The 24651-nt window shown below is 64.2% G+C and carries 20 protein-coding genes; 3 read left to right on the top strand and 17 right to left on the bottom strand.

Translation table 11 applies throughout. From position 1 onward, the window contains the following. Positions 1-88: 88 nt before the first annotated feature. Positions 89-2278, bottom strand: a complete 2190-nt coding sequence (locus tag NP_RS00325) for an elongation factor EF-2 (protein ID WP_011321795.1) — start codon at positions 2276-2278, stop codon at positions 89-91. Positions 2279-2427: 149 nt separating this feature from the next. Here NP_RS00325 and NP_RS00320 point away from each other — a divergent pair, with 149 nt between their 5' ends. Further along, entirely contained in the window at positions 2428-3183 is a 756-nt protein-coding gene (locus NP_RS00320; RefSeq protein ID WP_011321794.1) for a DUF5781 family protein, read from the top strand. On the opposite strand, the gene NP_RS00315 is transcribed toward NP_RS00320, so the two are convergent. The 3 genes from NP_RS00315 to NP_RS00305 form a co-directional block, all read right to left on the bottom strand. Further along, complete coding sequence (locus NP_RS00315) at positions 3180-4517, bottom strand: PQQ-dependent sugar dehydrogenase (RefSeq protein ID WP_011321793.1); 1338 nt, start codon at positions 4515-4517, stop codon at positions 3180-3182. The two genes, NP_RS00320 and NP_RS00315, sit on opposite strands and share 4 nt — an antisense overlap. 73 nt (positions 4518-4590) lie before the next feature. Beyond that, positions 4591-5202: a 30S ribosomal protein S7 gene (locus NP_RS00310; RefSeq protein ID WP_011321792.1), complete on the bottom strand. Its 612-nt coding sequence runs from the start codon at positions 5200-5202 to the stop codon at positions 4591-4593. Further along, entirely contained in the window at positions 5202-5630 is a 429-nt protein-coding gene (locus NP_RS00305) for a 30S ribosomal protein S12 (protein WP_011321791.1), read from the bottom strand. Before NP_RS00305 ends, NP_RS00310 begins: the two co-directional genes overlap by 1 nt. A 117-nt stretch (positions 5631-5747) precedes the next feature. On the opposite strand from NP_RS00305, the gene NP_RS00300 reads away from it, so the two are divergent. Then, positions 5748-6674: a cation diffusion facilitator family transporter gene (locus NP_RS00300; protein WP_011321790.1), complete on the top strand. Its 927-nt coding sequence runs from the start codon at positions 5748-5750 to the stop codon at positions 6672-6674. Between the two features lie 5 nt (positions 6675-6679). Here NP_RS00300 and NP_RS00295 read toward each other — a convergent pair whose 3' ends face one another. From NP_RS00295 to NP_RS00240, 12 genes are all read right to left on the bottom strand, one after another. Beyond that, a complete protein-coding gene (locus tag NP_RS00295) occupies positions 6680-7105 on the bottom strand; it encodes a NusA-like transcription termination signal-binding factor (protein ID WP_011321789.1) in 426 nt (141 codons plus the stop codon). A gap of 6 nt (positions 7106-7111) precedes the next feature. Beyond that, positions 7112-9796: a DNA-directed RNA polymerase subunit A'' gene (locus NP_RS00290; RefSeq protein WP_011321788.1), complete on the bottom strand. Its 2685-nt coding sequence runs from the start codon at positions 9794-9796 to the stop codon at positions 7112-7114. Next, on the bottom strand, positions 9789-12971 hold the full coding sequence (locus NP_RS00285; RefSeq protein ID WP_232503990.1) for a DNA-directed RNA polymerase subunit A': 3183 nt from the start codon (positions 12969-12971) through the stop codon (positions 9789-9791). Before NP_RS00285 ends, NP_RS00290 begins: the two co-directional genes overlap by 8 nt. Next, positions 12968-14800, bottom strand: a complete 1833-nt coding sequence (gene rpoB, locus NP_RS00280) for a DNA-directed RNA polymerase subunit B (RefSeq protein ID WP_011321786.1) — start codon at positions 14798-14800, stop codon at positions 12968-12970. The genes NP_RS00285 and rpoB overlap by 4 nt, the downstream gene beginning before the upstream one ends. A 1-nt stretch (position 14801) precedes the next feature. Continuing rightward, positions 14802-16367, bottom strand: a complete 1566-nt coding sequence (locus NP_RS00275; protein WP_011321785.1) for a DNA-directed RNA polymerase subunit B'' — start codon at positions 16365-16367, stop codon at positions 14802-14804. Next, positions 16364-16591, bottom strand: a complete 228-nt coding sequence (locus NP_RS00270) for a DNA-directed RNA polymerase subunit H (RefSeq protein WP_011321784.1) — start codon at positions 16589-16591, stop codon at positions 16364-16366. Before NP_RS00270 ends, NP_RS00275 begins: the two co-directional genes overlap by 4 nt. Positions 16592-16804: 213 nt before the next feature. Continuing rightward, on the bottom strand, positions 16805-17608 hold the full coding sequence (pheA, locus tag NP_RS00265) for a prephenate dehydratase (protein ID WP_011321783.1): 804 nt from the start codon (positions 17606-17608) through the stop codon (positions 16805-16807). A gap of 61 nt (positions 17609-17669) precedes the next feature. Further along, positions 17670-19094, bottom strand: coding sequence for a dihydrolipoyl dehydrogenase (lpdA, locus tag NP_RS00260; protein ID WP_011321782.1), 1425 nt, complete (start codon positions 19092-19094; stop codon positions 17670-17672). 53 nt (positions 19095-19147) lie between these two features. Beyond that, the gene (locus tag NP_RS00255) at positions 19148-20275 is read right to left on the bottom strand and encodes an ABC transporter permease (protein WP_011321781.1); all 1128 of its coding nucleotides are present in this window, start codon (positions 20273-20275) and stop codon (positions 19148-19150) included. Further along, positions 20272-20928, bottom strand: a complete 657-nt coding sequence (locus NP_RS00250; RefSeq protein WP_011321780.1) for an ABC transporter ATP-binding protein — start codon at positions 20926-20928, stop codon at positions 20272-20274. Before NP_RS00250 ends, NP_RS00255 begins: the two co-directional genes overlap by 4 nt. After that, positions 20915-22195: a COG1361 family protein gene (locus tag NP_RS14930; protein ID WP_011321779.1), complete on the bottom strand. Its 1281-nt coding sequence runs from the start codon at positions 22193-22195 to the stop codon at positions 20915-20917. The genes NP_RS00250 and NP_RS14930 overlap by 14 nt, the downstream gene beginning before the upstream one ends. A 74-nt stretch (positions 22196-22269) precedes the next feature. Then, the gene (locus NP_RS00240; RefSeq protein ID WP_011321778.1) at positions 22270-23670 is read right to left on the bottom strand and encodes a signal recognition particle protein Srp54; all 1401 of its coding nucleotides are present in this window, start codon (positions 23668-23670) and stop codon (positions 22270-22272) included. 128 nt (positions 23671-23798) lie between these two features. On the opposite strand from NP_RS00240, the gene NP_RS00235 reads away from it, so the two are divergent. Next, positions 23799-23948, top strand: coding sequence for a 50S ribosomal protein L40e (locus NP_RS00235; RefSeq protein WP_011321777.1), 150 nt, complete (start codon positions 23799-23801; stop codon positions 23946-23948). A 66-nt stretch (positions 23949-24014) separates the two neighbouring features. On the opposite strand, the gene NP_RS00230 is transcribed toward NP_RS00235, so the two are convergent. Beyond that, on the bottom strand, positions 24015-24626 hold the full coding sequence (locus NP_RS00230; protein WP_011321776.1) for an MBL fold metallo-hydrolase: 612 nt from the start codon (positions 24624-24626) through the stop codon (positions 24015-24017). Positions 24627-24651 lie beyond the last annotated feature (25 nt).

The raw sequence follows: 24651 nt of genomic DNA, 5'->3' as shown, positions 1-24651 counted from the left end.
TCGATGAAAGACCACGAAGAATACGGCGGCGTCCGGATACACACGGGAGAACCGGACGGCCGTCAGCGACCGACGGCCGCCGGAGCGTCTAGAAGTAGTCGATCTGCTCGGGCAGTTCGAGCTTCATGCCCTTCCGCTCGCGGATCTCATCGATAGTTTCCGGCTGGAGGTTATCAGCCATAACGCGGAAGCCGGCGTTTTCGGTGTTCCAGGACGCACGCCCCTCCGTGGCGCTTCGGATGTCGCTGGAGAAGCCGATCATCTCGTCGACGGGGGCGACGCCCTCGACGACCATCAGGTCGCCTTCTTGGTACATATCGTCGACGCGGCCACGTCGGCCCTGAATCTCGCCGGAGGCCGCACCCATGTGCTCGTTGGGCACGTCGATGCGGACTTCCTGAATTGGCTCCAGCAGCTTGATTTCGGCGTCGATGAGCGCGTTGTGAACCGCCTCGCGGACGGCGGGGATGACCTGTGCCGGACCGCGGTGGATAGCGTCCTCGTGGAGACGGGCGTCGTGCAGGCGGATGAGTGCGCCTTCGACGGGCTCGGCGGCCAGCGGGCCGTCGTTGAGAGCTTCTTCGAGCCCTTCGACGACCAGCTCCATCGTCTCGTTGAGGTGCTGGATACCCTTCGTGTCGTCGATGAAGACGTTGGTGTTGTGGATGGTCTCGACGTTCTGGGCCGTATCCTTGTCCATGCCCTGCTCCATCAGCTCTTCACGGCGTTCGAGCTCGGGCATGTCCATCGAGACATCGCCCATCTTGATGGTCTCGACGATATCGTCTTCAAGCGGCTCGACGGTGATGTAGAACCGGTTGTGGTTGTTCGGGGAGCGCCCTTCGACCTCGCGGGACTCCTGCTGGGGCGCCTCACGGAAGACGACGATGGGTTCGCCGGTGTTGACCGGGATTCCCTGGTTGCGCTCGATACGCTGGGTGATGACTTCGAGGTGAAGTTCGCCCTGTCCGGAGATGAGGTGCTCGCCGGTGTCTTCGTTAATTTCGATCTGAATCGTCGGGTCCTCTTTGGCGACCTGCTGGAGCGTCTCGATGAGCTTCGGCAGGTCGTCCATGTTCTTTGCCTCGACGGACTTCGTGATGACCGGCTCGGAGATGTGTTCGATGGACTCGAACGGCGTCATCTCGACGGACGAAACCGTCGAGCCGGCGATAGCGTCTTTGAGCCCCGTGACTGCGGCGATGTTACCTGCGGGGACGCGTTCGACCTCCTCGCGCTCGCCGCCCATGTAGATACCGACGCTCTGGACCCGGTTCGTCCCGGCGGTTCCGGAGACATAGAGGTCTTGGCCCTTCTCGATGGTGCCGGAGAAGACACGGCCTGCGGCGATTTCGCCGGCGTGGGGGTCGATACCGATGTCGGTGACCATCATGACGAGTTCGCCGTCCTCGTTGACAAGCTCCATCGCTTCGGCGACCTCGGAGTCCGCGTCGCCACGCCAGATACGCGGAATACGACGGGGCTGGGCGTCGACCGGGTTCGGGAAGTGCTCACAGACCATGTCGAGGACGACATCGGAAAGCGGCGTTCGCTCGTGGAGCTCCTGCCGCTTGTCGGCTCGTTCGAGCTCGATGATTTCGCCGAAGTCCATCCCCGTCCGCTGCATGGACGGCATCGAGACGCCCCACTTGTAGAGGGCGGACCCGAAGCCGACGGTCCCGTCCTCGACGGAAACCGTCCAGTCTTCGTTGATGTCGTCCATCTCCTCGGTCATCCCGCGGATGAGCTCGTTGACATCGCCGATGACGCCGGTCAGCCGCTGCTGCATCTCCTCGGGTCCTTCCTGTAGCTCGGAGATGAGGCGGTCGACCTTGTTGATAAACAGCGTCGGCTTGACGCCCTCACGGAGCGCCTGCCGGAGAACCGTCTCCGTCTGGGGCATTGCGCCCTCGACGGCGTCGACGACCACGAGCGCGCCGTCGACAGCACGCATCGCACGCGTCACGTCTCCGCCGAAGTCGACGTGGCCGGGGGTGTCGATGAGGTTGATGAGGTGGTTTTCGTCCTCGTACTCGTGGGTCATCGAAACGTTTGCGGCGTCGATGGTGATGCCGCGTTCCTGCTCGTCTTCTTCGGTGTCCATCGCGAGCTGCTCGCCGGCGGTCTCGTCGGAAATCATGCCGGCGCCGGCCAGCAGGTTGTCGGTAAGCGTCGTCTTGCCGTGGTCGACGTGAGCGGCGATGGCGATGTTCCGGATCTGCTCCGGCTCGTCCATAAGCCGTTCACACTCCTGTACAATTTTCTTGCGTCGGCCCATTATACAGTCACGTTCCGAAAGCAAGGTGAAAAGGATAGTGTTTTGCGATTTGGGTGGACAACGCGTACCGAGCGGGCCGAACTGTCCTCCGCTCGCGGGTCGCCGCCTGCGAAACAGTCAAACGTCCGCGGCGACTGGTAATAGTTGACATGGATATTCGAGTGCGGGGTGACGGACCGGCCGCACCGTTTCTCAGCGCCCGCGATATGCTCGACACCGAGTACGGCCTCGAACGGCCGGTCGTCGTCGACATCAGAGACGACCCTGACGAGCGAACGATGGTTGGCCATTACGACGACCGCCACGAACTCGTCGTCTCACGGCGCGCGGCGACCTCGGCGATGGCCAGAGAGTTGGCCCTCCATGAGTTCGCGCATATGGCTCGCTACGAACAGGCCCATCCTTCCCATCTCCAGTCGACCGAGGAGGCGCTGTTTCTCGCCTTGGCCGGCCGCAGCGTCGAACAGCGGAAGCTGAGTCACTGTTACCAGATAGCAAATCACATGAAAGATATCTACGCCGACGACATCACCCTCGATATTGGGCCGACCGACAAGCTGGTGTCGTTTCTTGAGTCGTCGTTGGCCCGAGCGTTGGCCGACTCGCCGCCATCACCGCCCGAGGATGGCCGGCGGCTCCGACCGGGTGCTGACCCGGAAATCACGGTCGTCAATGCCGCCTTCGCGCTGGCGCTTTTGGAGCGACACGATGCAATCGATGCCGACCACCGGCTCTACGACCTCGCGAGCGCTGCGGCGGCCGATGCGCCGTCGGTGTCGCTTTCGGCGTTCAAGCGGCGCTTTCGGTCGCTGGAAGACGACCCTGACGAGTCAGCCTACCGGAAAGCCCTCGTCGACGCTACCCGCGAATACGTTCTCTCCGATACCGGTCAGGCGGCCGACTAGGCGTCGACGATGCGGACCAGCCGGTCGTCGGATTCGGTCGGGAACGGGCCGTCGGCCCGACCATCGCGGTTCGATGTGACCGCGTACAGCTCCCCGTCCGGGCCCTGCTCGACGTGTCTGATGCGGCCGAGTTCGTCCTCGAACCGCTCGTGGACGACCGCCTCGTAGCTCGGGTGAAGCCACGGCGCGTCGTAGCGCTTCCCGCCGATGTCAGGGACCGATTCGCCGACTGTGACGACGTATAGCGTCTGCGAGCCGAGTCCGCCGACGAGAAACCGGTTCCGGAGCGACGGCACTTCGCTGCCGGTGTAGAAGACGGCTCCCGATGGGGCCCACGTCTCTTCCATGCCGGTGTTGACAAGCGGGCTCGTCACGCCGTCGGCCGCGTCGTAGCGCTCGTACTCGTCGTTGACACCGGGGCCGTTCCGGACGGCCGGCCAGCCGTGGTCTTCGCCGGGACCGATTATCTGCACCTCGTCGCGGGCCGCCGGGCCGTGCTCCGAGGCTATCGGCGTCCCGTCCGGCATGAACGAAAGCCCCTGCGCGTTCCGATGGCCGTAGCTGTAGACGCGTGGGTCGCCGACATCGGGGTTCGACGCTGGTGCGGTGCCGTCGGGGTTGAGCCGGAGTACCTTCCCCGCCAGCCGGTCCGGGTCGGCGCTCAACTGCTCGTCGCCGGCGTCGCCGGTCGTCACCCACAGGTAGTTCCGGGGGCCGAAGACGAGCCGCGACCCGTTGTGGAAGCTGTCGCCCGGGATGTCGTCGATGATGATTGTCTCCTCGGGCTCTTCGCCCGCCAGGTCGAAGTACACCAACCGGTTCCGGTAGTCGTCGCCGACCTCGTAGGTGTAGACCGCATAGAGAACGGGCACCTCGGGATAGTTCGGATGGAGAGCGTTTCCGAGCAGCCCCCCTTCCCCGCCGGTGGCCCACCAGCCGCCTTCGTCGCCGTGGTCGATAGCGGTCGCGTGGTCGATGACGTTGGCGGGCTCGGTTACGGCATCGAGGTCGCCGCCGTCGTACCGGCTGATGCGGCCGACCCGTTCGGTGAGGAAACACTCGCCGTCGCTGGCGAACGACAGGTCCCACGGGATTTCGAGGTTCTCGACGACTGTCTCAGCTTCGAGTGCTCCGGGCGACGCGTCCGGCACTGTCCAGTCCGGGTCGTACCGGTCCCATGACTCGATGTCGTGGTCGACACTCAGGTCGTGGTCGGCCTCGACCGGCTCCTCGCCGGTCGGCTCCGACGCTGAGTCGAAACACCCGGCTGCCGCGGCGGTCACCGTGAGGCCGGCGGCTACGAGAAACTGTCGGCGGGAGTGCGGGCGGCGCATGCGTGACACTAACTTACGGAAGCCGAAAGGAATCAGTTACGATGCGCCGCGAAAACGAAAGGGGCGAACGGGGTTAGCGTGCCGCCGCCGCGACGCGCTCTTGTTCTTCCTTCTGGCTGACCGGATAGGCCTGCAGGTCGTAGTTCGCTGCGCCGATAAGCTGGTGGGCCAGCGCTTCCTCGACGGGCGTCGTGGTCTTGAAGGAGTCGTTGTAGGTTCCCTCGGCGATGAATTTCAGCGCGAGGTCGACGCGCCGCTGGGGCGCGACGTCGACGGCCTTCGGTACGGAGATGCCACCGTACTTGAGGCGGACGGTCTCTTCTCGTGGACCGGCGTTTTCGACGGCCGTCACGAGCACCTGCACCGGGTTCTCGTCGGTGCGCTCGGCGACGATGTCGAACGCCTCACGGACGATTTTGGTCGCCTGCTGTTTTTTGCCCGTGTTCTCGTCGGTCTGCATCAGCCGGTTGATGAGTCGCTCGACGATGGATATCTCCGATTTCTTGAACTGCTTTTCGGAGTGACGGCCCATCGTGTGGGCTATCGGCGTGACGGTGATGTACCGTCGCGTCGAGGGGTCGTCGTATTCGATTTCGCCGATTTCCCACTCGCCGAACAGCTGTGCCGAGACGCGCTCGTCGTCGGTCGACGCGGGCGCGTCCGGCTCGGGGGCTTCCGAACTCATTATCGCACCGGCTTCTCCGCGTTCCCGCGGACGAGTTCGATGAGCGAGACGCCGTTCACCTTCTCGACTTTGTAGTTGACGCCCGAAAGGTCACCCATCGCACGGCCCTTTGCGCCACCGATGCCCGCGATGGTGACCTCGTCGTGTTCGTCGATAAAGGAGATGGCACCATCGCCGGGGCAGAAGGCGGTGACCTGCTTGCCGTTTTTGATGAGTTGTACCCGGACACACTTTCGGATGGCCGAGTTGGGCTGCTTTGCTTCAATACCGACCTTCTCGAGGACGATACCCCGGCCTTGCGGGGCCCCTTCGAGCGGGTCGGACTTCTTGCCGAGTCCGCGGGCACGTCGCGCGTAATCCGAGTCGGACCACCGATGCTTCTGGCGGTCCTGCTTCAGCTTGCGCGCGGCGTATTTGCCGTTCGCCATGGTACATCTTGCTTTCCTACGGAGCTACTTAAGCATCCCTTTTTGCCGTCACCCTGCGGTCGCCCCCCACGCCCTGTGACCAAACGATTACGGCCCGCCAAGGCGAACCAGCGGTAGATGGTTTCAACCCGCCTCGTGGTGGTGGTGTCGCTTGTCGCCAGCGCCGCCATTGCGGTCGCGAAGTTTATCGCGTGGCTCGCGACCGGCAACGCCAGCATGCTCAGCCAGGTGTACTACTCGCTGAGCGACGTCGGCAACCAGCTACTCTTTTTGCTCGGGTTCCGCCTCAGCGACGCCGGGGCCTCACGAAAACACCCCTTCGGCCGCGGCAAAGAGCAGTACGTCTTTGCGTTTGTTGTTACGATGCTGCTGTTCGGTGTCACCGGCTACGCCGCTGTCCGCGAAGGCTACGAGACCATCGGCACGCCCGCCCGCGATGTCGACGTGACCATCAACTACATCGTCCTCGGTGTCGCCCTCCTGTTTGAGTCTGCTGCCTTCTACAAATCCTACCAAGCGGTCCGTGAGGAGGCCGACACCGAGGGGTTCCGGTCGCTGTTCGATACGTTTCGTCGGAGCAAGGATGCGCCGCTTTTGACCGCTGCCACGGAGAACCTCGTCGCCGTCGTTGGCGTACTCGTCGCGCTTGCGGGGGTCTATCTCACCGACGTGACCGGCAATACGACCTACGACGCCATCGGTAGCGCCGTCATCGGGCTGTTGTTGATGAGCGTTGCCCTCGGGCTGGCATGGGAGAGCCGCGGCCTCCTCGTCGGCGAGGGTGTCACCCGCCGGGAGCGCCGACGGCTGCTCGATGCGATCGCTGCTGCCGATGGTGTCAACGCCGTCGTCGACCTCCGGACGATGCATCTCGGCCCGGAGTCGGTGCTTGTCGCCTGTGAAATCGACTTCGATAACGACCTCGATACCCGCGGTATCGAGGCCGCAATCGATGCGGTCGAAGTCGCTGTCAGAGATGTCGTTCCGGAAGCAAATCGTATCTACGTCGAAGCGGAGTCGCGGCCGGTGACCGCAGACCGGTAGCCGGTTTATGTCAACTCGACGTCGTCGATGTCGAAATGTCGGTCGGCAAGCCGGCGGGCGAGGTCGATGTTCCGCCCGTCGGCGCCGATGGCGACGCCGCGGTCGTTCTCGTCGACCTCGGCGTAGGCGACCGTGGTGTCGTTTTCGCTGATGGTGACGTTATAAACCGCCGCCGGCGCAAGCGCGTTGGCGACGAAATCCGCCGCCGTTTCGGCGCCTTCGATGACGGTCACGTCGCGGCCGACCTTCGATTCGACCGTTGCGACGTGGTCGCCGCCGGGGCCGATAGCCTGCCCCATCGTCCCCGGCGGGACGACGAAGGCGATGCGGTCGTACTCCTCGTCGACGACGCAGTCGGTGGCCGCCACGTCCGTCTCTTCGTCGAAGAGGGCGATATACCGCCGCGCTTCGTCGGTGAGTGTGACGGCCATAGCTGTTTAGTCGTCGGCCCTCGACCCGCTGTCTCGGGTCGCACCCATCCGCAGGTCGACGTCACCGGTGCCGAGCTTTATCGGCTTGCCGACGATGACGTTCTCGGTCACGCCGTCGAGGTCGTCGACCTCGCCGTGGATGGCCGCATCGAGGAGGTGGTTGACCGTCACTTCGAACGCCGCACGCGCAAGCACCGAATCCTTGTTACCGGAGATGCCGTGGCGGCCGATGGATTCGATTTCGCCGTTGTTGGTCATGATGTCGGCGACCAACATCAGGTGCCGGATGTTCACGTCGTCCAGCCCCTGCTCTTCGAGGGTGTTCATCGTCTCCTCGATGATGGCCTCGCGAGCGGCCTCGATGCCGAGGTTGTTGTGTATTTCGTGGATGTTGTTACACGTCGTCCGCGAGGCGTCGACGCCCTCGATGTCGAGGACCTCCTTCAGGTCCGACCCCTCGGTGTAGAGGACGAACTCCTCGCCCTGTTCGGTTTCTTCCTTCCGAATGACGACGCGGTTGATCTCCTCGATACCTTTAAAGACGATTTCCCGAAGCTCCTCGACGAGCTGGAGCAGCTGCCGGTAGGACGGCTCTTCGGGGCCGAACTCGATGACCGTCGGCTTGGGCCGGGCCGTATCGACGCCCAGTTCGCCCTCGATGGTGCCGGCGATGCGGCCGGCGATATCGTCGATACTCTCCATCGTCGGCCACCGCTCGGCCAGTGTTTCCTCGTTGAGGTCTATCTGGACGAGCATGTCGGCGACGTTCGTCGACACGTCACCGAGCGCGAGTATCTTCGTCGCCTCGATTTTCCAGACAACTTCGTGGGCCCGCTCGCGGTCGCGGGCGTATTCGCCCTCTAGATGCACCGTCATCATCGGCGTATCGGGCGTCTTGCGGGCGTCGACCAGCTCGATGAGCCGGGGAAGCCCCTGTGTGACGTCGATTTCGGCGACACCGGCGTAGTGGAACGTGTTCATCGTGTTGTGCGTCACGACCCCATCTGCCGTCGTGAACGTCTCGAGGCCCTCAACGGAGACGTCATAGACGTACTCGTGGTCACTTTCGACCGTCTCGATGGATTCGATTCGGTCCCAGACGACATCGCCCGTAACGGCCTGTCGGAGCGCATCGAGTTCGGACTGCTCCCCGTCGAGCTCTGCTTCCGCCGCTGCAACGAGGCGAGCCAGTCGACTCCGATCGATTCGCTGACGCTTCGTTGCGCTGTTGACCTGCCGCTGTGGGATGTCGGCAGCCTCGGCGACCGCTTCGAGGGCGTCTCCGAAGTTCGGAATCTGGTCGGTTGCATCAGGCCCGTCACTGTCGGCCGATTCAGCGAGCGCTTCGAGTTCTGCCCCGCGCTCGCCGACCATGCCGATACGATTGTCGAATCGTGAAACGTGCTTTTTCGGAACCCGGAGGGTTCTGGAGTCTTCCTGTTGGCCGAGCGTCGCATACACGTCGAAGCGAGCCAACAGCAGCCCAACGCCGGCGGTGAGCCTGTCGCTCGTCGAACTGGAGCGGATGGCGTTCGTTCCGACGTTTCCATCGCCGCTGAAGTAGCCCTGGAGCAGCCCCTTCAAGAACGCCTCGTTGGCACCGATGGCAAACCCTGGAATACTCTTTTCACCGTCGTCCGTACACGCAGCTCGGAGGAAATCCGAGAGAATCGTCCCGTTGAGGCGGATGTCGTATCCGGCTGCGAAGCCGCTATCGTTTTCGTACTCGTTGACGGTGAGGTCGAACCGCTCTGCAAACGACCGAATCCGGGACTGGAACGCCGCATCGACGTTCGAAATCGAGACGTAGTGGTCGGCCAGTGAGCCTTCGGCGAGCCACGCTCCGACGAAGAAGCCGGTTTCCTCGTCGAGCGGGAACTGCTCCGGCAGTCCGACAGTCCCTTGGACCGGATACGCCGTGTGCTCGGCAAGTTCGCCGGCTTCGAGCGCCGCGCGCTTGTTCCGAAGCTGGTCCGGTCCGCCGGGTACTGCCTCAGCGCCGCCGTCCGCGAGCACAGAGGTATACCAGTAGTCGCCTGCCGGTAGATACTTCCGGAGGTCTACTGTCTCTTGGGTATCGGTCGCATCGAGCGATGCGACGACTGGCAGCCAGTCACCGGCCTCGAGTTCCTCACCGGCGACGGGGACGACCTCGTTTTCCTGCCGCGTTACGAACGAGTGGGCCTTCGTCGCCCGGATCGAGCGTCCGGATTCCAGCTCAAATCGGAGCAGCTCGTCGGGCGTCTCGTGTCGGCTGACCTCCTCGATTGGCTTCCATTCGACGGTTTCCTCGCTGGAAAGGCTCGGCACCTCGATACCGTCGGGGGCCAGTGTGACCTCGTGGTCATCGAACGAACGCGTCTCGCGGCTATCCATGAGGCTATCGACAAGCGGACCGATCTCTGTCAGCTCGGTCTCGCCGTTCCTTCGAACGACGACCTGCTCGTCGGCCGGAATCGACATCTGCGTTCCGGGTTCGCCGATACTCTGTGCCGAGACGGTTCCGACGGGGTCGAGCGGGTCGACCCGCGTTTCGAGATACTGCGACTCGACGGCCTGTACGATGTCTTCGACATCCTCGGGCGCGACGCCGCTTCGCGATTCCAGCGTCTCGTAGACCTCGTCTTTCAGCCGCCGCGGCAGGTCGGTATCCTCGACGATGGCCTCGACGTCGTCGGTAATCTCAGTCATCGGATTCCACCTCCTGAACCGTATCAGCGCGCCACGATTCGCCGTGTTCGGAGAGGTTCGTCTTCGGTTCCTCGATGCCGAGGAACTCCTCGCGTTCGAGTTCGGATTCGAACTCCTCGTCGAGAATACGGTCGGTAATGGATTCGACATCGATGTCGAACTCCTCGCTGGAGGAGACCCGGACCGGCGAGGTGCCGTCCTCGCCGAACTCGAACTGCACGACGGTGTCCGAGGTGTCCCGGACCGTCCCGTCGTACTGGGCCTCAAGCTCGGAGAGCGCGTTGATGAGCCGTCGCTGGAGGTAGCCGGACTTGGAGGTCCGGACTGCCGTGTCGACAAGTCCCTCGCGGCCGCCCATCGCGTGGAAGAAGAACTCCTTGGGAGTCAGCCCGTTCCGATAGGAGTTTTCGACGAAGCCGTGGGCGTCCGCCGAGAGGTCGTTCGGCTTGAAGTGGCTGAGCGTGCGGTCCTCGTACCCGCGGTTGATACGCTCGCCACGGACCGCCTGCTGGCCGACACAGCCGGCCATCTGGGTCAGGTTGAGCATCGACCCACGCGCGCCGGACTCGGCCATCACGACCGCCGGGTTGTCGTCATCGAAGTGGTCGTCGGCGATGTCTCCGGCGGAGTCCCGGGCCTTCCCGAGCGTCTGCATGATCTTCATTTCCAGCGTCTCGTCGACGGTCCGGCCGGGGAGCGACTCGAGCTCGCCGCGCCGGTACGTCTCGATGAGGGTTTCGACGCGCTCGTATGCGTTGTCGATGGCCTCCTGAATCTGCTCTTCGGCCTCCCGTTCGATCGACTCGTCGTCGATACCGATGGAGAACCCGAAGTGCATAATCGACCGCATTGCCAGCGTTGCGACCTCGTTGACGAACACGCGGGCGCGAGTGTTGTCGTAGACCTTGCAGATGGTGTCGACAATCTCGCCGCCGAAGGCACCGACAGCGTCCTCGTCGATGGTCCCGGAGATGAGCTGGCCGTCCTTGATTTCGACGGTGTCGCCCGCCGACGAGGTGAACTCGAGGCTGAGCCCGTCGGGCAGCAGCTCCGAGAAGATACTGCGACCGGTCCAGTAGTCGACGCCCTCCTCGTCTTGGCCGTCCGGGTCGGGGAGCTCGTCGATGCTCGTCGCCCGGAGCAGGTCAAGCGCCTGTGTCTCGTTGAATTTCGGGTTCTGGTTCGTCAGCAGGTAGAGCCCGGAGATGTGGTCCTGAATCGCGCCGATGATGTTCTCGCCGAACCGGGGGCTGAGAATCTGCTCCTGTACGCGCATCAGAACGCGGGCCTCAGCACGCGCCTCCTCGTTTTGAAGCGCGTGCATGTTCATCTCGTCGCCGTCGAAGTCAGCGTTGTACGGCGGACAGACCGTCGTGTTCAGCCGGAACGTCTTGTACGGCATCACGACGACCTCATGAGCCATAATTGACATCCGGTGCAGCGACGGCTGCCGGTTGAAGATGATGATGTCGCCGTCGATGAGGTGACGGGCGACCTCCCAGCCGGGGTTGACCTTCTCTGCGAGCTCCTCGCAGTTCTTTTCGGTCACCTTCAGCCGTCGTCCGTCGGGCCGTTTGACATAGTTCGCACCCGGGTGTGATTCGGGGCCGTTGGCGACGTATCGGCGGGCGTCATCGAGGTTCCGCTCGTTTACGATCATCGTCTGGGTCATCTCGCTTGCGACCCGGTCGGGAACGCCGACCTCGTTGAGGCTAAGCGTCGGGTCCGGTGAGATGACGGTTCGCGCCGAGAAGTTGACACGCTTTCCGGACAGCGAGCCACGGAAGCGGCCCTCCTTGCCCTTCAGGCGCTGAGAGAGGGTCTTCAGCGGCCGGCCGGAACGGTGTCGTGCCGGCGGCGTGCCCGAGATCTCGTTGTCCATGAAGGTGGTGACGTGGTACTGCAGCAGTTCCCAGAGGTCCTCGATGATAAGCTGCGGTGCGCCGGCCTCGCGGTTCTCCATGAACCGCTGGTTGATACGGATGATGTCGACGAGCTTGTGTGTGAGGTCGTCCTCGGAGCGTTGGCCGTTATCGAGCGTAATCGACGGCCGCGCCGTCACCGGCGGCACCGGCAGGACGGTCAGTATCATCCACTCCGGTCGGGAGCGCTCGGGGTCGATGCCGAGCGTCTCGATGTCCTCGTCGGGGATGTTCTCGAAGCGGTCCCGAACGTTGCTCGGCATCAGCTTGTCGCCGCTGTAGGAAAGCAGGAAGTCGGGCGCTGGTGCGTTCTCGAAGCGGCCACCGAAGGCTCCGCTGGAGGACATCACTTCGCCGATGATCTGCAACAGCGAGACGTGCTCGCGGCCGATGCGCTCGCTGTCGCCGGGGCCTTGGCCGCTCATCAGCCGGCTGATGTCGGAGACGGTCACCGAGGCGTCGCCGCCCCACCTCTTGATGACATCGTTGACTGTTTCGACGAGCTCGTTGAGTTCGATTTCGGTGCCGCCCTCGCCGCCTTCCAGCGCCTCCGCCAGCAGGTCGCGGACGTCGCCGTCCGGGACGGGACCCTGTTCGAGGTACGTCGAGGGTTTCTCGTGGCTGATGTCGTACTGGGCGGTCGGATAGCGCTCGCGGTAGTCGTCGCTTTCCGTACAATGCGGACAGTAGTCGGCGTCACGAGCCTGCCGGATGGCTGCCTTCAGGACGTTCGAGGGGTCCTCGCCGATTTCTCGGGTCCGTTCGAGCTCCTCGCGGAACTGGGCCATCTTCCGTTCGGCGGCCTGCTTGGCCTTTTCTTGTGCCTTCCGGGCGTCCTCCGGACTGACAAACCAGTTTCGTGGCGGGTTGTCGTCCCGTTCTTTGAAGTATTCGCGGCGGAACTCCCGGTCGGAGGGGTCCGTCAGCGTCAGTCGGCCGCATTTCCGGCAGGTCCCGCGGAGGAGCCGCCGGATGAGCTTGGCGTGGCCGACGTGGATGACCGGCGCGGCCAGCTCGATGTGGCCGAAGTGGCCGTTACACGACCCGGAGTGTTTGCCGCAGGTCTTACACTCCAGTCCGGGGTCGATGACACCCAGCCGCGGGTCCATCAGCCCCATGTCGATGGGGAAGCCGTCGTCGTCGTAGGTGTCGGCCGTGATAATCTTCGTGGCCGACATGTTCCGGTACTCCTCGGGGTCCATCAGCCCGAAGCTCAGCGAGCCGATCTTTTTGGGTGCTTGTCCTTGCATTATACTGCGTCCTCCAGTTCGATTCGGGGGGCGATACCGAGCGCTTTCATCTCATCGAGCAGGAGCTTGAACGCGTAGCTCATCTCGACTTCGTGGACATCGGTCTCCTCATCGCAGTTCGGACAGTAGACGCGGCGTTGCTCGACGTTTTCGACGGCCGACATACCACACTGTCCGCAGACGTAGATGTCCTCCCGGTCTGACTCATCAAGCAGCCGCTCTTTGAGCGTCATGGCCGCGCCGTGGCCGATGAAGACGTCCCGTTCCATCTCACCGATACGGAGCCCACCTTCGCGGGCTCGACCCTCGGTGGGCTGCCGAGTAAGCACCTGCACCGGCCCACGGGAGCGGGCGTGCAGCTTGTTGGAGACCATGTGGTAGAGCTTCTGATAGAAGATGACGCCGACGAAGATTTCCGCCTCGATTTTTTCGCCGGTGATACCGGAGTACATGACCTCCTTGCCGTTGGATTTGAAACCGCGGTCGATGAGCGACTCTCTGAGCTCGTCTTCGTCTTCCCCCTGGAACGGCGTGCCGTCGACACGCCGGCCCTCGAGCGAGCCGACCTTGCCGCCGAGCATCTCCAGAATGTGTCCGACCGTCATCCGGGACGGCAGCGCGTGCGGGTTCAGGATGAGGTCCGGCACGACGCCGTCCTGCGTGAACGGCATGTCCTCTTGGGGCGCAAGGTGGCCGACGACACCCTTCTGGCCGTGCCGCGATGCGAACTTGTCGCCGAGTTCGGGCACCCGCTCGTCGCGGACCTTGACCTTCGAGAGCTTCGAGCCGTCTTCGCCCTCCATCAGCGTGACGGTGTCAACGATACCGGACTCGCCGGACCGCATCGTCACGGACGTTTCGCGCCGTTTCTGGGGCGAAAGTCCGCCCATGTCGTCTGGCTCTTCGAGGAACCGCGGCGGCGATGTCTTGCCGAGCAGGACGTCGTTTTCGCCGACGTGCGTCTCGGGGTTGACCAGTCCGTCCTCGTCGAGGTGGCTGTAGGCTTCCTCACCGCGTGCGCCACGGACCTCGTCGTCCGGAATCTCAAAGTGGTCCTCTTGGCCGCCCGGATACCGTCGCTCCTCGCCTTCGTAGGTCCGGAAGAAGTGTGACCGAGCCAGCGCGCGTTCGATGCTGGCCTTGTTCATCACGAGGGCGTCCTCGATGTTGAAGCCCTCGTAGCTCATCACGGCGACGACGAAGTTCTGTGCCGCCGGCCGGTCGTCGTAGCCGATCTGTTCTGTCGTCTGCGTCTTGACAATCGACAGCTGCGGATAATGCAGCAGGTGCTGTCGGGTGTCGGGGCGAATCCGGTAGTTCGCGGAGGGGAGCCCCAGCGACTGCTTGATCATCCCCGACCCCATCGTAATCCGTGGCGAGGCGTTGTGCTCGGGGTACGGAATCATGCCCGCACCGATACCGAACATCAGCTGCGGGTCGACTTCGAGGTGGGTGTGGTCTTCGCTCAGGTCGTCTTCGTCGACGGCGACGTAGATATCCTCTTCCTCCTCGGCGTCGATGAACTCGACGTAGCCGCGGTCGACGAGGTCTTCGAATTCGAGCTCGCCGTCTTCGAGGGCTTCGATTTCAGCGTCACCGAGCAGCGGCTCGCCGTCTTCGACCACGATAAGCGGCCGCCGGGCGCGGCCGGCGTCGGCGTTGACGATGACCTCGTCGGTGCGGTCGCGCACCGAGACGTTGACCATCTCGTCGACCTCGCCGCGGCGGCGGGCCTCCCGAATGTCGTTTGCGAGTTTGTGCGGGTCCGGATGGGTGCCGATGAGGCTCCCGTTTACGTAGACTTTGGCGTCTCGTCCTTGTCCTTGGCTCATATTAGTCGTCTGCTGTGTGTGTTTCGACGGTCTCGATTCCCGGAATGCCCTCGACGCCCATCGAGGCGAGCTCCCGCTTCAGCCGGCGCTCGTCCTCGACGCTCTGGGACAGTTCCATCGCCTGTGCGAAGTTCTTGACTAGCCCACAGTTCGGCCCCTCGGGGGTCTCGGAGGGACAGATACGACCCCACTGAGTGGCGTGGAGGTCACGCGCCTCGAAGTGCGGCTGCGAACGGGACAGCGGCGAACGAAGCCGCCGAAGGTGGCTGAGAACACCCATGTAGTCGGTCCGGTCGACGAGCTGGCTGACGCCGGAGCGCCCGCCGACCCAGTTCCCGGTCGCGATGGGGTGTTCGAGCCGCTCTGTCAGCACGTCCGAACGAACAACGGTACTCACAGAGAGGTCGCGGTTCCGCATGTTGGCGCGTTCGAGCTGGTATTTGACGTCCCGGGAGAGCTTGTTCAGCGCCGTCCGGAACAGGTCCTTCATCAGGTCGCCGGAGACCTTCAGCCGCTTGTTGGCGTAGTGGTCCTTGTCGTCGGACTCGCGCCGACCGAGCGCGAGTTCGAAGCAGGCCTCGGCCATCCGGCAGAGGTAGACCGCCTTGTTCATGCGAACTTCCTCGTCTTCGACGCCTTCCTCGTGGAGATGCGGCAGAAGATAGCGGTCGATGACGTAGTTGGCCCGCTTGAGCTGGTAGTTTTTGCCCTGTCCGGCGGCGACCCGCTGGCCGAGCGTCTCGATGGCCTCGGAGGTCGTCTGGACCTCCGCGGCCTCGAGGTTCTCCAGCATGTATTTCACGATTTCGGGGTCGTCGCTCACGCGGTGGACGATTTCCTCGTCGGACTCCAGCCCCAGCGCCCGCACCAGCGTGACGAAGTTGATGCTGCCGGAGACGGAGGGGAACGACACCTCGAGGATACCGTTCCGGTTCCGCTCACACAGCACCAGCGCACGGTAGCCGCGGCGCTGGGAGAACGTCTTGGCGATCTGGATTTCGTCGCCGTATTTCGTGTCGTATTCGGCGAGAATCTTGTTCGGCGCGAGGTCTTCGCTCGTCATCAGGACGCGCTCGGAGCCGTTGACGATGAAGTAGCCGCCGGGGTCGGCGGGGTCTTCGCCGATTTCGATGAGCTCTTCGTCGTTGAAGTCGGCGATGTTACACTTGTTGGAGCCGACCATCACCGGCATTCGGCCGACCTTGGTTTCGGCTTGGTCGACAACCTGTTCTTCCTCCTCGTCGCCGCCGCGAACGATGCTCATCTCCATGAACACCGGCGCGGAGTAGGTGATATTCCGGAGGCGGGCTTCCTGCGGGTAGAGCAGCTCCTCGGAGCCGTCAGCCTCCCGGACCCGCGGTGTCACGATGCGGACGTTGCCGAGGTCGACCCGGACCGGCTCTTGACCCTCCTTGTCGCCGATATCCGTGTCGATGGACTCCTTTTCGTCGACGACGTCCTGCATGCCCCGGTCGAGGAAATTGTTGAACGACCGGAAGTGGTGTTCGGCGAGCCGCTCCCGTGAGAAGTATTCCCGAGAAACGGAGCGTCTGTCCTCCCGGTTCATTCTACCACCAGCCGGTAGACGACGGCTTCATCCGTCGTTCGGGAGTCGCGAACGATTTTGACCACGTTGCCCGGCTCGGCATCGTCGGGCAGTGCGGCGTCGCGACGCTGTATTTTTGGCAGGTCTGTGCGCTTGATGTCGTACTCCGCGAGCACGTCCTCTACTTCCTCCCTGTCGAGGACCGTGTGCTCCGGAACCATGTTGTGTTGGCTTACGTCTACCATGTGTTTGGCTGACCCGGTGAAGAAGCTGTCACGAGATACTACAGCGTGCTATAGCCGGCAGGGATTTAAGGGTTGCCAAATCTGACGGCCGCGGCTATCCGTGCCGCCTCTCGTGCGGCACGGGGCTGCTCGTTGGCTCTCTTTCGGCGTCGGCCTTCAAAAACCCTTGTGTCGCCTCCGGGGTCGACCCAACGACACGGCTTTGCTCGCCGCTCACACGACGTGTTCGGTGTCGTAGGAGCCGAGCACGCGGACCCAGCCCTCGCCGGCAATGTCGCGTACTGCTTCGAGTGCGTTCTGGGTCCGTTCCTCATAGAGTCCGGCCGCGAAATCAACGTGGAAGACGTAGTCGCCAAGCCGCTCGCCGCTCGGCCGCGACTCGACCCGCGAGAGGTTGATATCGCGCTCGGCGAACGGTTCGAGCAACTCCAAGAGAAGCCCGGGATGGTTCGTGTTCGGGTAGACGATGATAGTGCTTTTGCCGCCAGCCTCGGAGCGTTCCGTCTCCGGCGCGAGCACGACAAAGCGCGTGGCGTTGGAGGTGCTATCCTGAATGTCGCGGGCAAGGACTTGGAGGCCGTCGCCGGCAGTGTCGGGATGGCCGATGGCGGCGACGCTTGGGTCCTCGCGGGCGCGTTCGACGCCACGAGCCGTCGAGGCGACGGCTTCCGTCTGTGCGCTCGGATACTCCGCGCTGAGGAACTCTCGACACTGCGCCAGCGCCTGTGGGTGGCTGGCGACAATGTCGAACTCGCTGGCTTGGGCCAACAGTGCGTGTTGAATCGGCGTGACGATTTCACGGACGATGGCGACGTTGCGGTCCGCCAGCGCGTCGAGCGATTCGGTGACCGACCCTTCGATGCTGTTTTCTATCGGGACGACGCCGCGTTCGTACTCGCCGCCGGCGACGCCCTCGACGATACCGGTCACCGACTCGACGAACTCGATGTCGTCGGTGACCGCCTTCGCAGCACGATGTGAGTAGGTGCCTTCCGGACCGAGCGTAAGCGCCTTCATCGACCGCGGGTAGACGGCCGGCCGGCAAAAGCGATGGGGTCGCCGCGGTCTGTCCGTCGGGTTACCGGTTCAACGTGTGAATCGCGCTGTCGCGGGCGTTTGCGGCCGCCTCTGCGACAGCCTCCGACAGCGTCGGATGGGTGTGTACTGTCGCCGCGATGTCCTCGAGTCGCGCTCCGAGCTCGATGGCGAGGCCGACCTCGGCGACGAGTTCTGCGGCCTCCGGGCCGACAATCTGGCCGCCGAGCACGAACCCCGTCTCGGCGTCGGCGACGATGCGGACGAACCCTTCGTCGGCCCCAAGCGTCAGTGCTCGGCCGGAGGCCCGCAGCGGCATCTCGCCGACGACCGGGTCGAACCCTTCGGCCTCGGCTTCCGCCTCGGTGAGCCCGACAGTCCCGATTTCCGGGTCGGTGAAGACCGCCGACGGAATGGCCTGATAATCAAGTCGCGATGGCTCGCCGGCAACGACCTCGGCAGCGACGTGCCCCTCACGGTAGGCCTTGTGTGCAAGCATCGGCTCGCCGGCGACGTCGCCGACGGCGTAGATACCGTCGACACTCGTCTGGGTCGTTGCGTCCGTTTCGAGGGTCCCGTCGTTCCGTGGCTCCAGCCCGAGCGCCTCGACGTTACACGTGTCGGCAGCCCCTTCACGACCGACCGCGACGAGCACGTTCTCGGCGGTGTAGCTCGCCGTCTCGCCGTCTTCGGTTTCAGTATCGAGGCGGACGCCGTCGCCGGCCGGCTCCCAGCCGGTCGCCCGCTCGCCGAAGCTGAACGCCACGCCGAGCGATTCGGCGCGGTTCCGGACCAGCCGCGTGATATCCTCCGTATAGCCCGGGAGGATGTCGTCGAGCATCTCGACAATGGTCACGTCACAGCCCAGTTTCGCCAGCATCGTCGACAGTTCCATGCCGATGTAGCCACCGCCGACGACGGTCATCGACTCCGGCACCGACCGCAAATCGAGCACGTCGCTCGAATCCAGTATGTGCTCGCCGTCGAACTCGACGCCCGGCAGTTCGATTGGGCGGCTTCCGGTGGCGATGACGGCGCTGTCGAAGGTCACGGTCTCGCTTCCTTGCCCTTCGCCGCCATGAGCGATGCGGGCGGTTTCCCCGTCGACAAACTCGGCGCGGCCCTCGACCAGCGAGACGCCGTTGGCCTTACAGAGCTTCTCGACGCCGCTTGTCAGCTGGTCGACGACCCCGTCTTTCCAGTCGACAAGGCCCTGCATATCCACGTCCGCCCGGGCGTGCAATCCCATCGCCTCGGCCGATTCGACCTCGTCGGCCAGCGTTGCGACGTGAATGAGTGCCTTCGACGGAATACAGCCCTCGTTGAGGCAGGTTCCACCGTAGGCGTCGGCCTCGACGAGCGTCACGTCCACATCGAGCTGGCCGGCCCGAATCGCGGCCACGTAGCCGCCCGGGCCGCCGCCGACAACCAGCAGTTCCGTTCCGGTCGAGATATCTCCGACGACCATTGTCGATGCCACGCCCGCCGGGGTTAAAAACGGGTCGGCGGTGGTCGCGGCGCTCAGCTCCGGAGCGCTTCGACCGGCCGCTCGTTGGCGGCCTTCCATGCCGGGTACAGCCCGCTGACGACGCTTATGAGCACGCCGAAGGCGAACGCAGCCGCCAGATAGACGCCGTTCGTCGGGTCGAGGACGACCCACAGTTCGACCGGCGTCGCCAGATAGAGCCCAACGACGAGCAGCGCCGTGATGACGACGCCGCCGGCTGCTCCGACCAGCCCCAGAAGCGCCGCCTCGAAGAGCATCGTCCGGAGCACCGCCCGCCGCGGCACGCCGACCGCACGCATCACGCCGATTTCTTCCCGCCGCTCGACGGTGCTCATCAGCATTACATTGAGAATACTCACGCCGGCGACGAAAAGCGAGATGCCACCTAACCCGATGAGGAATACGGAAAGCAGCGAGAAGAACTCGTCTATCTCGTCGACGACGGAGGAAAGCTCGAACACATCGACCCGTTCGTCGCGGTCGTTGACCGTCAGTTCGACTGCGTCAGCAACGGCCGTCGCCGCCGCTCCTGTCTCCGTCTGGACGACCACTTGCTCGTAGCCGTCGCCATCACCGACAGCTGCTTCCGGCAGCATCACCGCGTCGTCCGGCGAGATTGGGGTGAACGATTCGACCGGTTCGAGCACCGCGATGACGCGGTGGCTATCGCCGGCGACATCGATGCTGTCGCCGACCCGGAGTTCAAGCGTCGACGCCAGGTCCGCGCCGACGACAGCCCCCTGTCTGTGCCGTTCCGGGAGCCGCCCCTCATCAGCGGTGTAGACCGCTGCGGGGTTCTCGATGCCGTATATCGTCCCGGCGGCGGTCGCGCTCCCTCGTTCGACCAGCCCGCCGTCGGTTCGTAACGGCACGACGGCGGCGTCCCCGGCGACCCGTTCGATTTCCGTTACCGTCCCGTCGTCGATGGAACTGATTCCGGCGTCGGCGTTCGGCGTGATGATGACCTGCGTGCCGATATCGCCGAGCGCGTCGTCGGCCCCGACGGCGAGTACGTTGCCGAAGATGCCGAGCGAGGCGATGGCGACAACACCGACAAGGATGCCGAGCGCTGCCAGCGCCGACCGAAGCCGGTTCCGCGAGAGGTTCCGCCGGGCGACAAAAAGCGACGGTATCCGCGTCACTGTATCACCCCATCGCGGAGTTCGATAGTCCGGTCGGCGTGGTCGGCGACCGCCGGGTCGTGGGTCACCGCGACGACACTAACGCCGCGGTCGGTCACGTCGGTTAGCGTCTCCAGTATCCGGGTGCCCGTCTCGCGGTCGAGGTTTCCGGTCGGTTCGTCGGCGAGGATAATGCCCGGTTCGTTGATGAGCGACCGCGCGATGGCGACGCGCTGTTTCTGGCCGCCGCTGAGTTCGTCCGGCGCGTGGTCGAGCCGGTCGCCAAGCCCGACCCGTTCCAGCAACGCCCGCGCCCGCTCTTGCCGCGGCTCCCGGTCGTATATCGTCGGCAATACCACGTTCTCTTGGGCCGACAGCGTCGGGATGAGATGGAAGTCCTGAAAGACGAATCCGACAGTTTCCTTGCGCATCTGTGTCCGCTCGGCGGTGTCGAGGTCAGTTACGTCGACAGCGTCAACGACGACGCTGCCAGCGTCCGGTGCATCGAGCAACCCGATGACGTTCAGCAGCGTGGATTTGCCGCTGCCGCTCGGCCCCATTATCGCGACGAACGCGCCGCGGTCGACCGAAAGCGACACCGAATCGAGCGCCACGACCGTTTCACCGCCCCCCTCGTAGCGTCGCGTAACGCCAGTCAGCTCAATCGCCGGCACGGCTTCTGCGCCTCCAGCCGACAGCGACCGACCCCGCAACGAGCGCCGACCCGGCGACCGCGGCGGCGACGGAAAGCGGGACACCGTCACCGCCGCCGCTGTCGCCTCTGTCGGCGGTACGCGGCTCGTAGGGGAGTTCGACGGTCCGCTCGTATGGCTCGCCGTCGGCGAGATATGTGACCGTGATGGGGACCGTAGTGGCGTTGTCGTGGTCCACATCGGCAGTCACGTCGAACCTGACGAACTCGCTTTCCGGAACCGTCCCCACGAAGTACTCCCGGGCGGGATAGGTCGGCGAGACTGTTTCCGTTTCCTCGACGGCGACGACAGCGCCGTTTATTTCGCCGAGGCCGGGATTGGCGGCATTGCCGGTGACGGTCACCGTGCCGTCTTCGCTGGTCATATCGACATCGGTGAGGATGACCTCGCCGCGGTTGGGCCGGTACTCGAAGGTCGTCTCGCTCGTTTCCCGCTCCGTGCCGAGTGTATAGCCGGCTTCGAACGACAGCGTCGTCGGTTCGTCGAAGGCTGCCGCATTGAAGAAGACGCTCTCGGCGTCGCCCGGCTGGACATCAGGGAGGGCGAGACGTGCCGGCGGCTCGGCCAGTTCGGGACCGTCCTCCACCGCCGGTGTGACGGCGACTTCGCGGGCGGTTGCGGTTCCGAAGTTCGTCACCTCGACGCGGATTAGTGACGTTCGGGACTCCTCGTCCTCGTCGTCGCCGTCGCCGAGGATACCGTCGGCACCGAGGTCGACATCGAGGTCGTCCTCCTCGTCGTCCAACTCTGCCGGGTCGACCTCCTGAACGTCGATTTGCACGTCGTCGGTGATGCCCGCGGCGTCGACGCCGCCGACGACGATGGTCACGGGCCGGGTGACGGTAACCTCGGCTCCGGCTTCGTCGACCGCCGTCACCGCGAGTTCGAGGTCGTGGACGCCCGCTTCCTCGAAGGCGGTCGACAACGAGAGCGTGACGTCGTCACCCGCCGAGAGCGACCCGACGTTGCCGGCCGCGGCGTGCGTCTCGCCGACACGTGCCCGTTCTCGAAGCTCGATGGCCTCGATGTCGACGCCGGTGGCGCTGCCGGCGGAGTTCTCGACGGTGAACTCGACGCTCGTCGTGTTCCCCGGCTCGGGAGCCTCCGGCGTTACCTCGACATCGGAGACGACGAGTCGCGCATCCGGCACGTCCGCAACGACCGGGACGGCTATCGCTCCGAGCGCAACGAGTACCACGGCGAAAAGAAGCGTCCGTCTGTGTGCCACTACCGAAAATAGGCACCAGAGCGTTGTTATGGGTGTCGCTCACCCGTATCGGTTACCGCGGCCAGCCAGGGGCGTTAGTCGCCGAACGGCCCCATGCCGCCGAGGCCGCCACCGCCACCGCCGCCTCCGCCGCCGCCCTGTTGCATCTGCTTCATCATCCGCTGCATATCGCCGTCGCCCATGCCCTGGAACTGCTTCATCATCCGACTCATCATCTTGTGCTGTTCGAGCAGTTCCCGGACGGTGTCTTCGTCCGTGCCGGAGCCGCGGGCGATGCGTTCAATCTGACTTTGGCCGATAGCGCGGGGGTTCTCCAGTTCGGCCTCGGACATCGAGTCCATGATGACCTCGAAATCCCGCAGCCGTTCTTGGGTCATGTCCATCGCGTCGTCCGGGAGCTGGTCTTTAATTCCTCCGCCGAGCCCCGGAATCATATCCATTACCTGGTCGAGCGGCCCCATCTTGTTCATCGCGTTCATCTGGTTCCGCATGTCCTTCAGGGTGAACTCCCCTTTCATCAGGTCCTCGGGGTCCCAGTCCTCCTCGGCTTGGGTTTCCTCCATTGCGCGTTCGACGCGCTCTGAGAGCTGTTTGAGGTCGCCCATCCCCAGCAGCCGCGAAATGAACCCGGAGGGTTCGAACCGCTCGATGTCTTTGACCTCCTCGCCGGTCCCGAGGAAGGCGATAGACGAGTCCGTCTGGTCGACAGCCGCTAGCGCGCCCCCACCTTTGGCGGTCCCGTCGAGCTTGGTGATGGCGACGCCGTCGATGCCGACCGCGTCGTGGAACCGCTCGGCTTGGTCCTTTGCGCCCTGCCCGATGGCGGCGTCCAGTACCAGCAGGTTCCGGTCGGGGTCGACGGCCGACTCGATGGCCTCGAGTTCGTCGATGAGCGCTTCTTCGAGGGCGTGCCGACCGGCCGTGTCGACGATGTGGACGTCGGCATCGGCGGTCTCTTCGAGTCCTCTCTCGGCGATTTCGACCGGGTCGTCGCTGTCGGGGTTGCCGTAGAAGTCGACCTCGGCCCGTTCGCACATCTCCTTGGCCTGGTCGTAGGCACCGGGCCGGAAGGTGTCGGTCTGGATGACTGCCGGGCGAAGCCCTTTCTTCGAGAACCACCACGCCATCTTGGCGGCGGTGGTCGTCTTCCCCGACCCCTGCAGTCCCGCAAGCACGATGGTCTGTTCCTCGAGCGGCAGCGCTGTCGACTCGCCGACCAGCTCGACCATCTCCTCGTAGACAATCTTGAGGACGTGGTCGCGAGCGGTCGTGCCCGCCGGTGGCTCCTCGTCGAGTGCGCGCTCCCGAATCGAGTCCGAGAGGTCCATCACGAGGTCGACGTCGACGTCCGCTGACAGCAGCGACCGCTGAATCTCCTTGACGATTTCCTCGACATCGTCCTCGCTGAGGGTCGTCTTCCCCTGTAGTTTGTCGAGCGTTCCCCGAAGGGAACTGCCCAGGTCGTCGAGTACCATTTGCCGTCCGTAGATGGTCCAGCCGGTAAAGCCTTTGTTCGTCGTGGCCGTCGCCCGCGCCGACCGAACACTCCGTGGAGCGGCCGCGAACGGTTAGGTTTATCCGCGCGGGCCGTCTCGGCTCGCGTATGGCTAGCTTCGAGGAGGCAGAAGAGCGCATTCTCGACAAGATGATTTGTATGCGCTGCAACGCCCGCAACCCGAAACGTGCCGACAGCTGCCGGAAGTGCGGATACAAGAAGCTTCGCCCCAAGGCGAAGGAACGCCGCGCGGCCTAATCCGGCTTCGGCTGCTGTTTTCCGTTGGCACGCTCTCCCGACAGCCCACGGCTCGGACCACCGGCGTTACTCTTCTGGATATTTTGGCTCCCGTTTCTCGGCCCGCTGTAGCGCCGTCTCGACGACATCCCGAACATCGCCGTGGAACGTGTCGCCGTGGCCGGCGTACATGTGTTCGACGTCCTCGCCCATCCGGTCTAGAAGTGTCTGGATGCTTTCGATGAGCCGCTCGCGCGACTGGCCGGGCATGTCGGTCCGACCGAAGCTTCCGTAATCGAAGGCCCCGTCGTCGTGGACGACCACGTCGCCGCTGAAAAGCGTCGTCTCCGAGACGAGGGCGACGTGGTCGTCGGCGTGGCCGGGGGTGTAGACGACGTCGAACGGCTCGTCGCCCATGAATATCTGGTCGCCGTCGTCGAGTTCGTTCGTCCGCTGTGGATGGTCGTCGTAGGCGTACAGCGGCGCATCGAAGGCATCGAGCACGGCATCGAGCTCGGCGATGTGGTCGCTGTGCTGGTGTGTTAGGACGACCGCATCGAGCATGTCGGTGTACTCGTCGACGACATCGACGACGCCGTCCATCGCGCCGGCGTCGACGAGCACTGTTCGGTCGCCATCGACGAGGTAGGCATTGCAGGTAAACGTCTCCGCGTTGGCTGTCACGTGGTATACGTCCATGCCGAGAGGGTCGTCGGCTGCCGTA

Origin of the sequence: Natronomonas pharaonis DSM 2160 (genome assembly GCF_000026045.1) — an archaeon.
In the GTDB taxonomy this organism is placed as follows: Archaea; Halobacteriota; Halobacteria; order Halobacteriales; family Haloarculaceae; genus Natronomonas; species Natronomonas pharaonis.
Note: the sequence above shows the minus strand (reverse complement) of the source record. Positions and strands in the feature narration are given on the sequence as shown.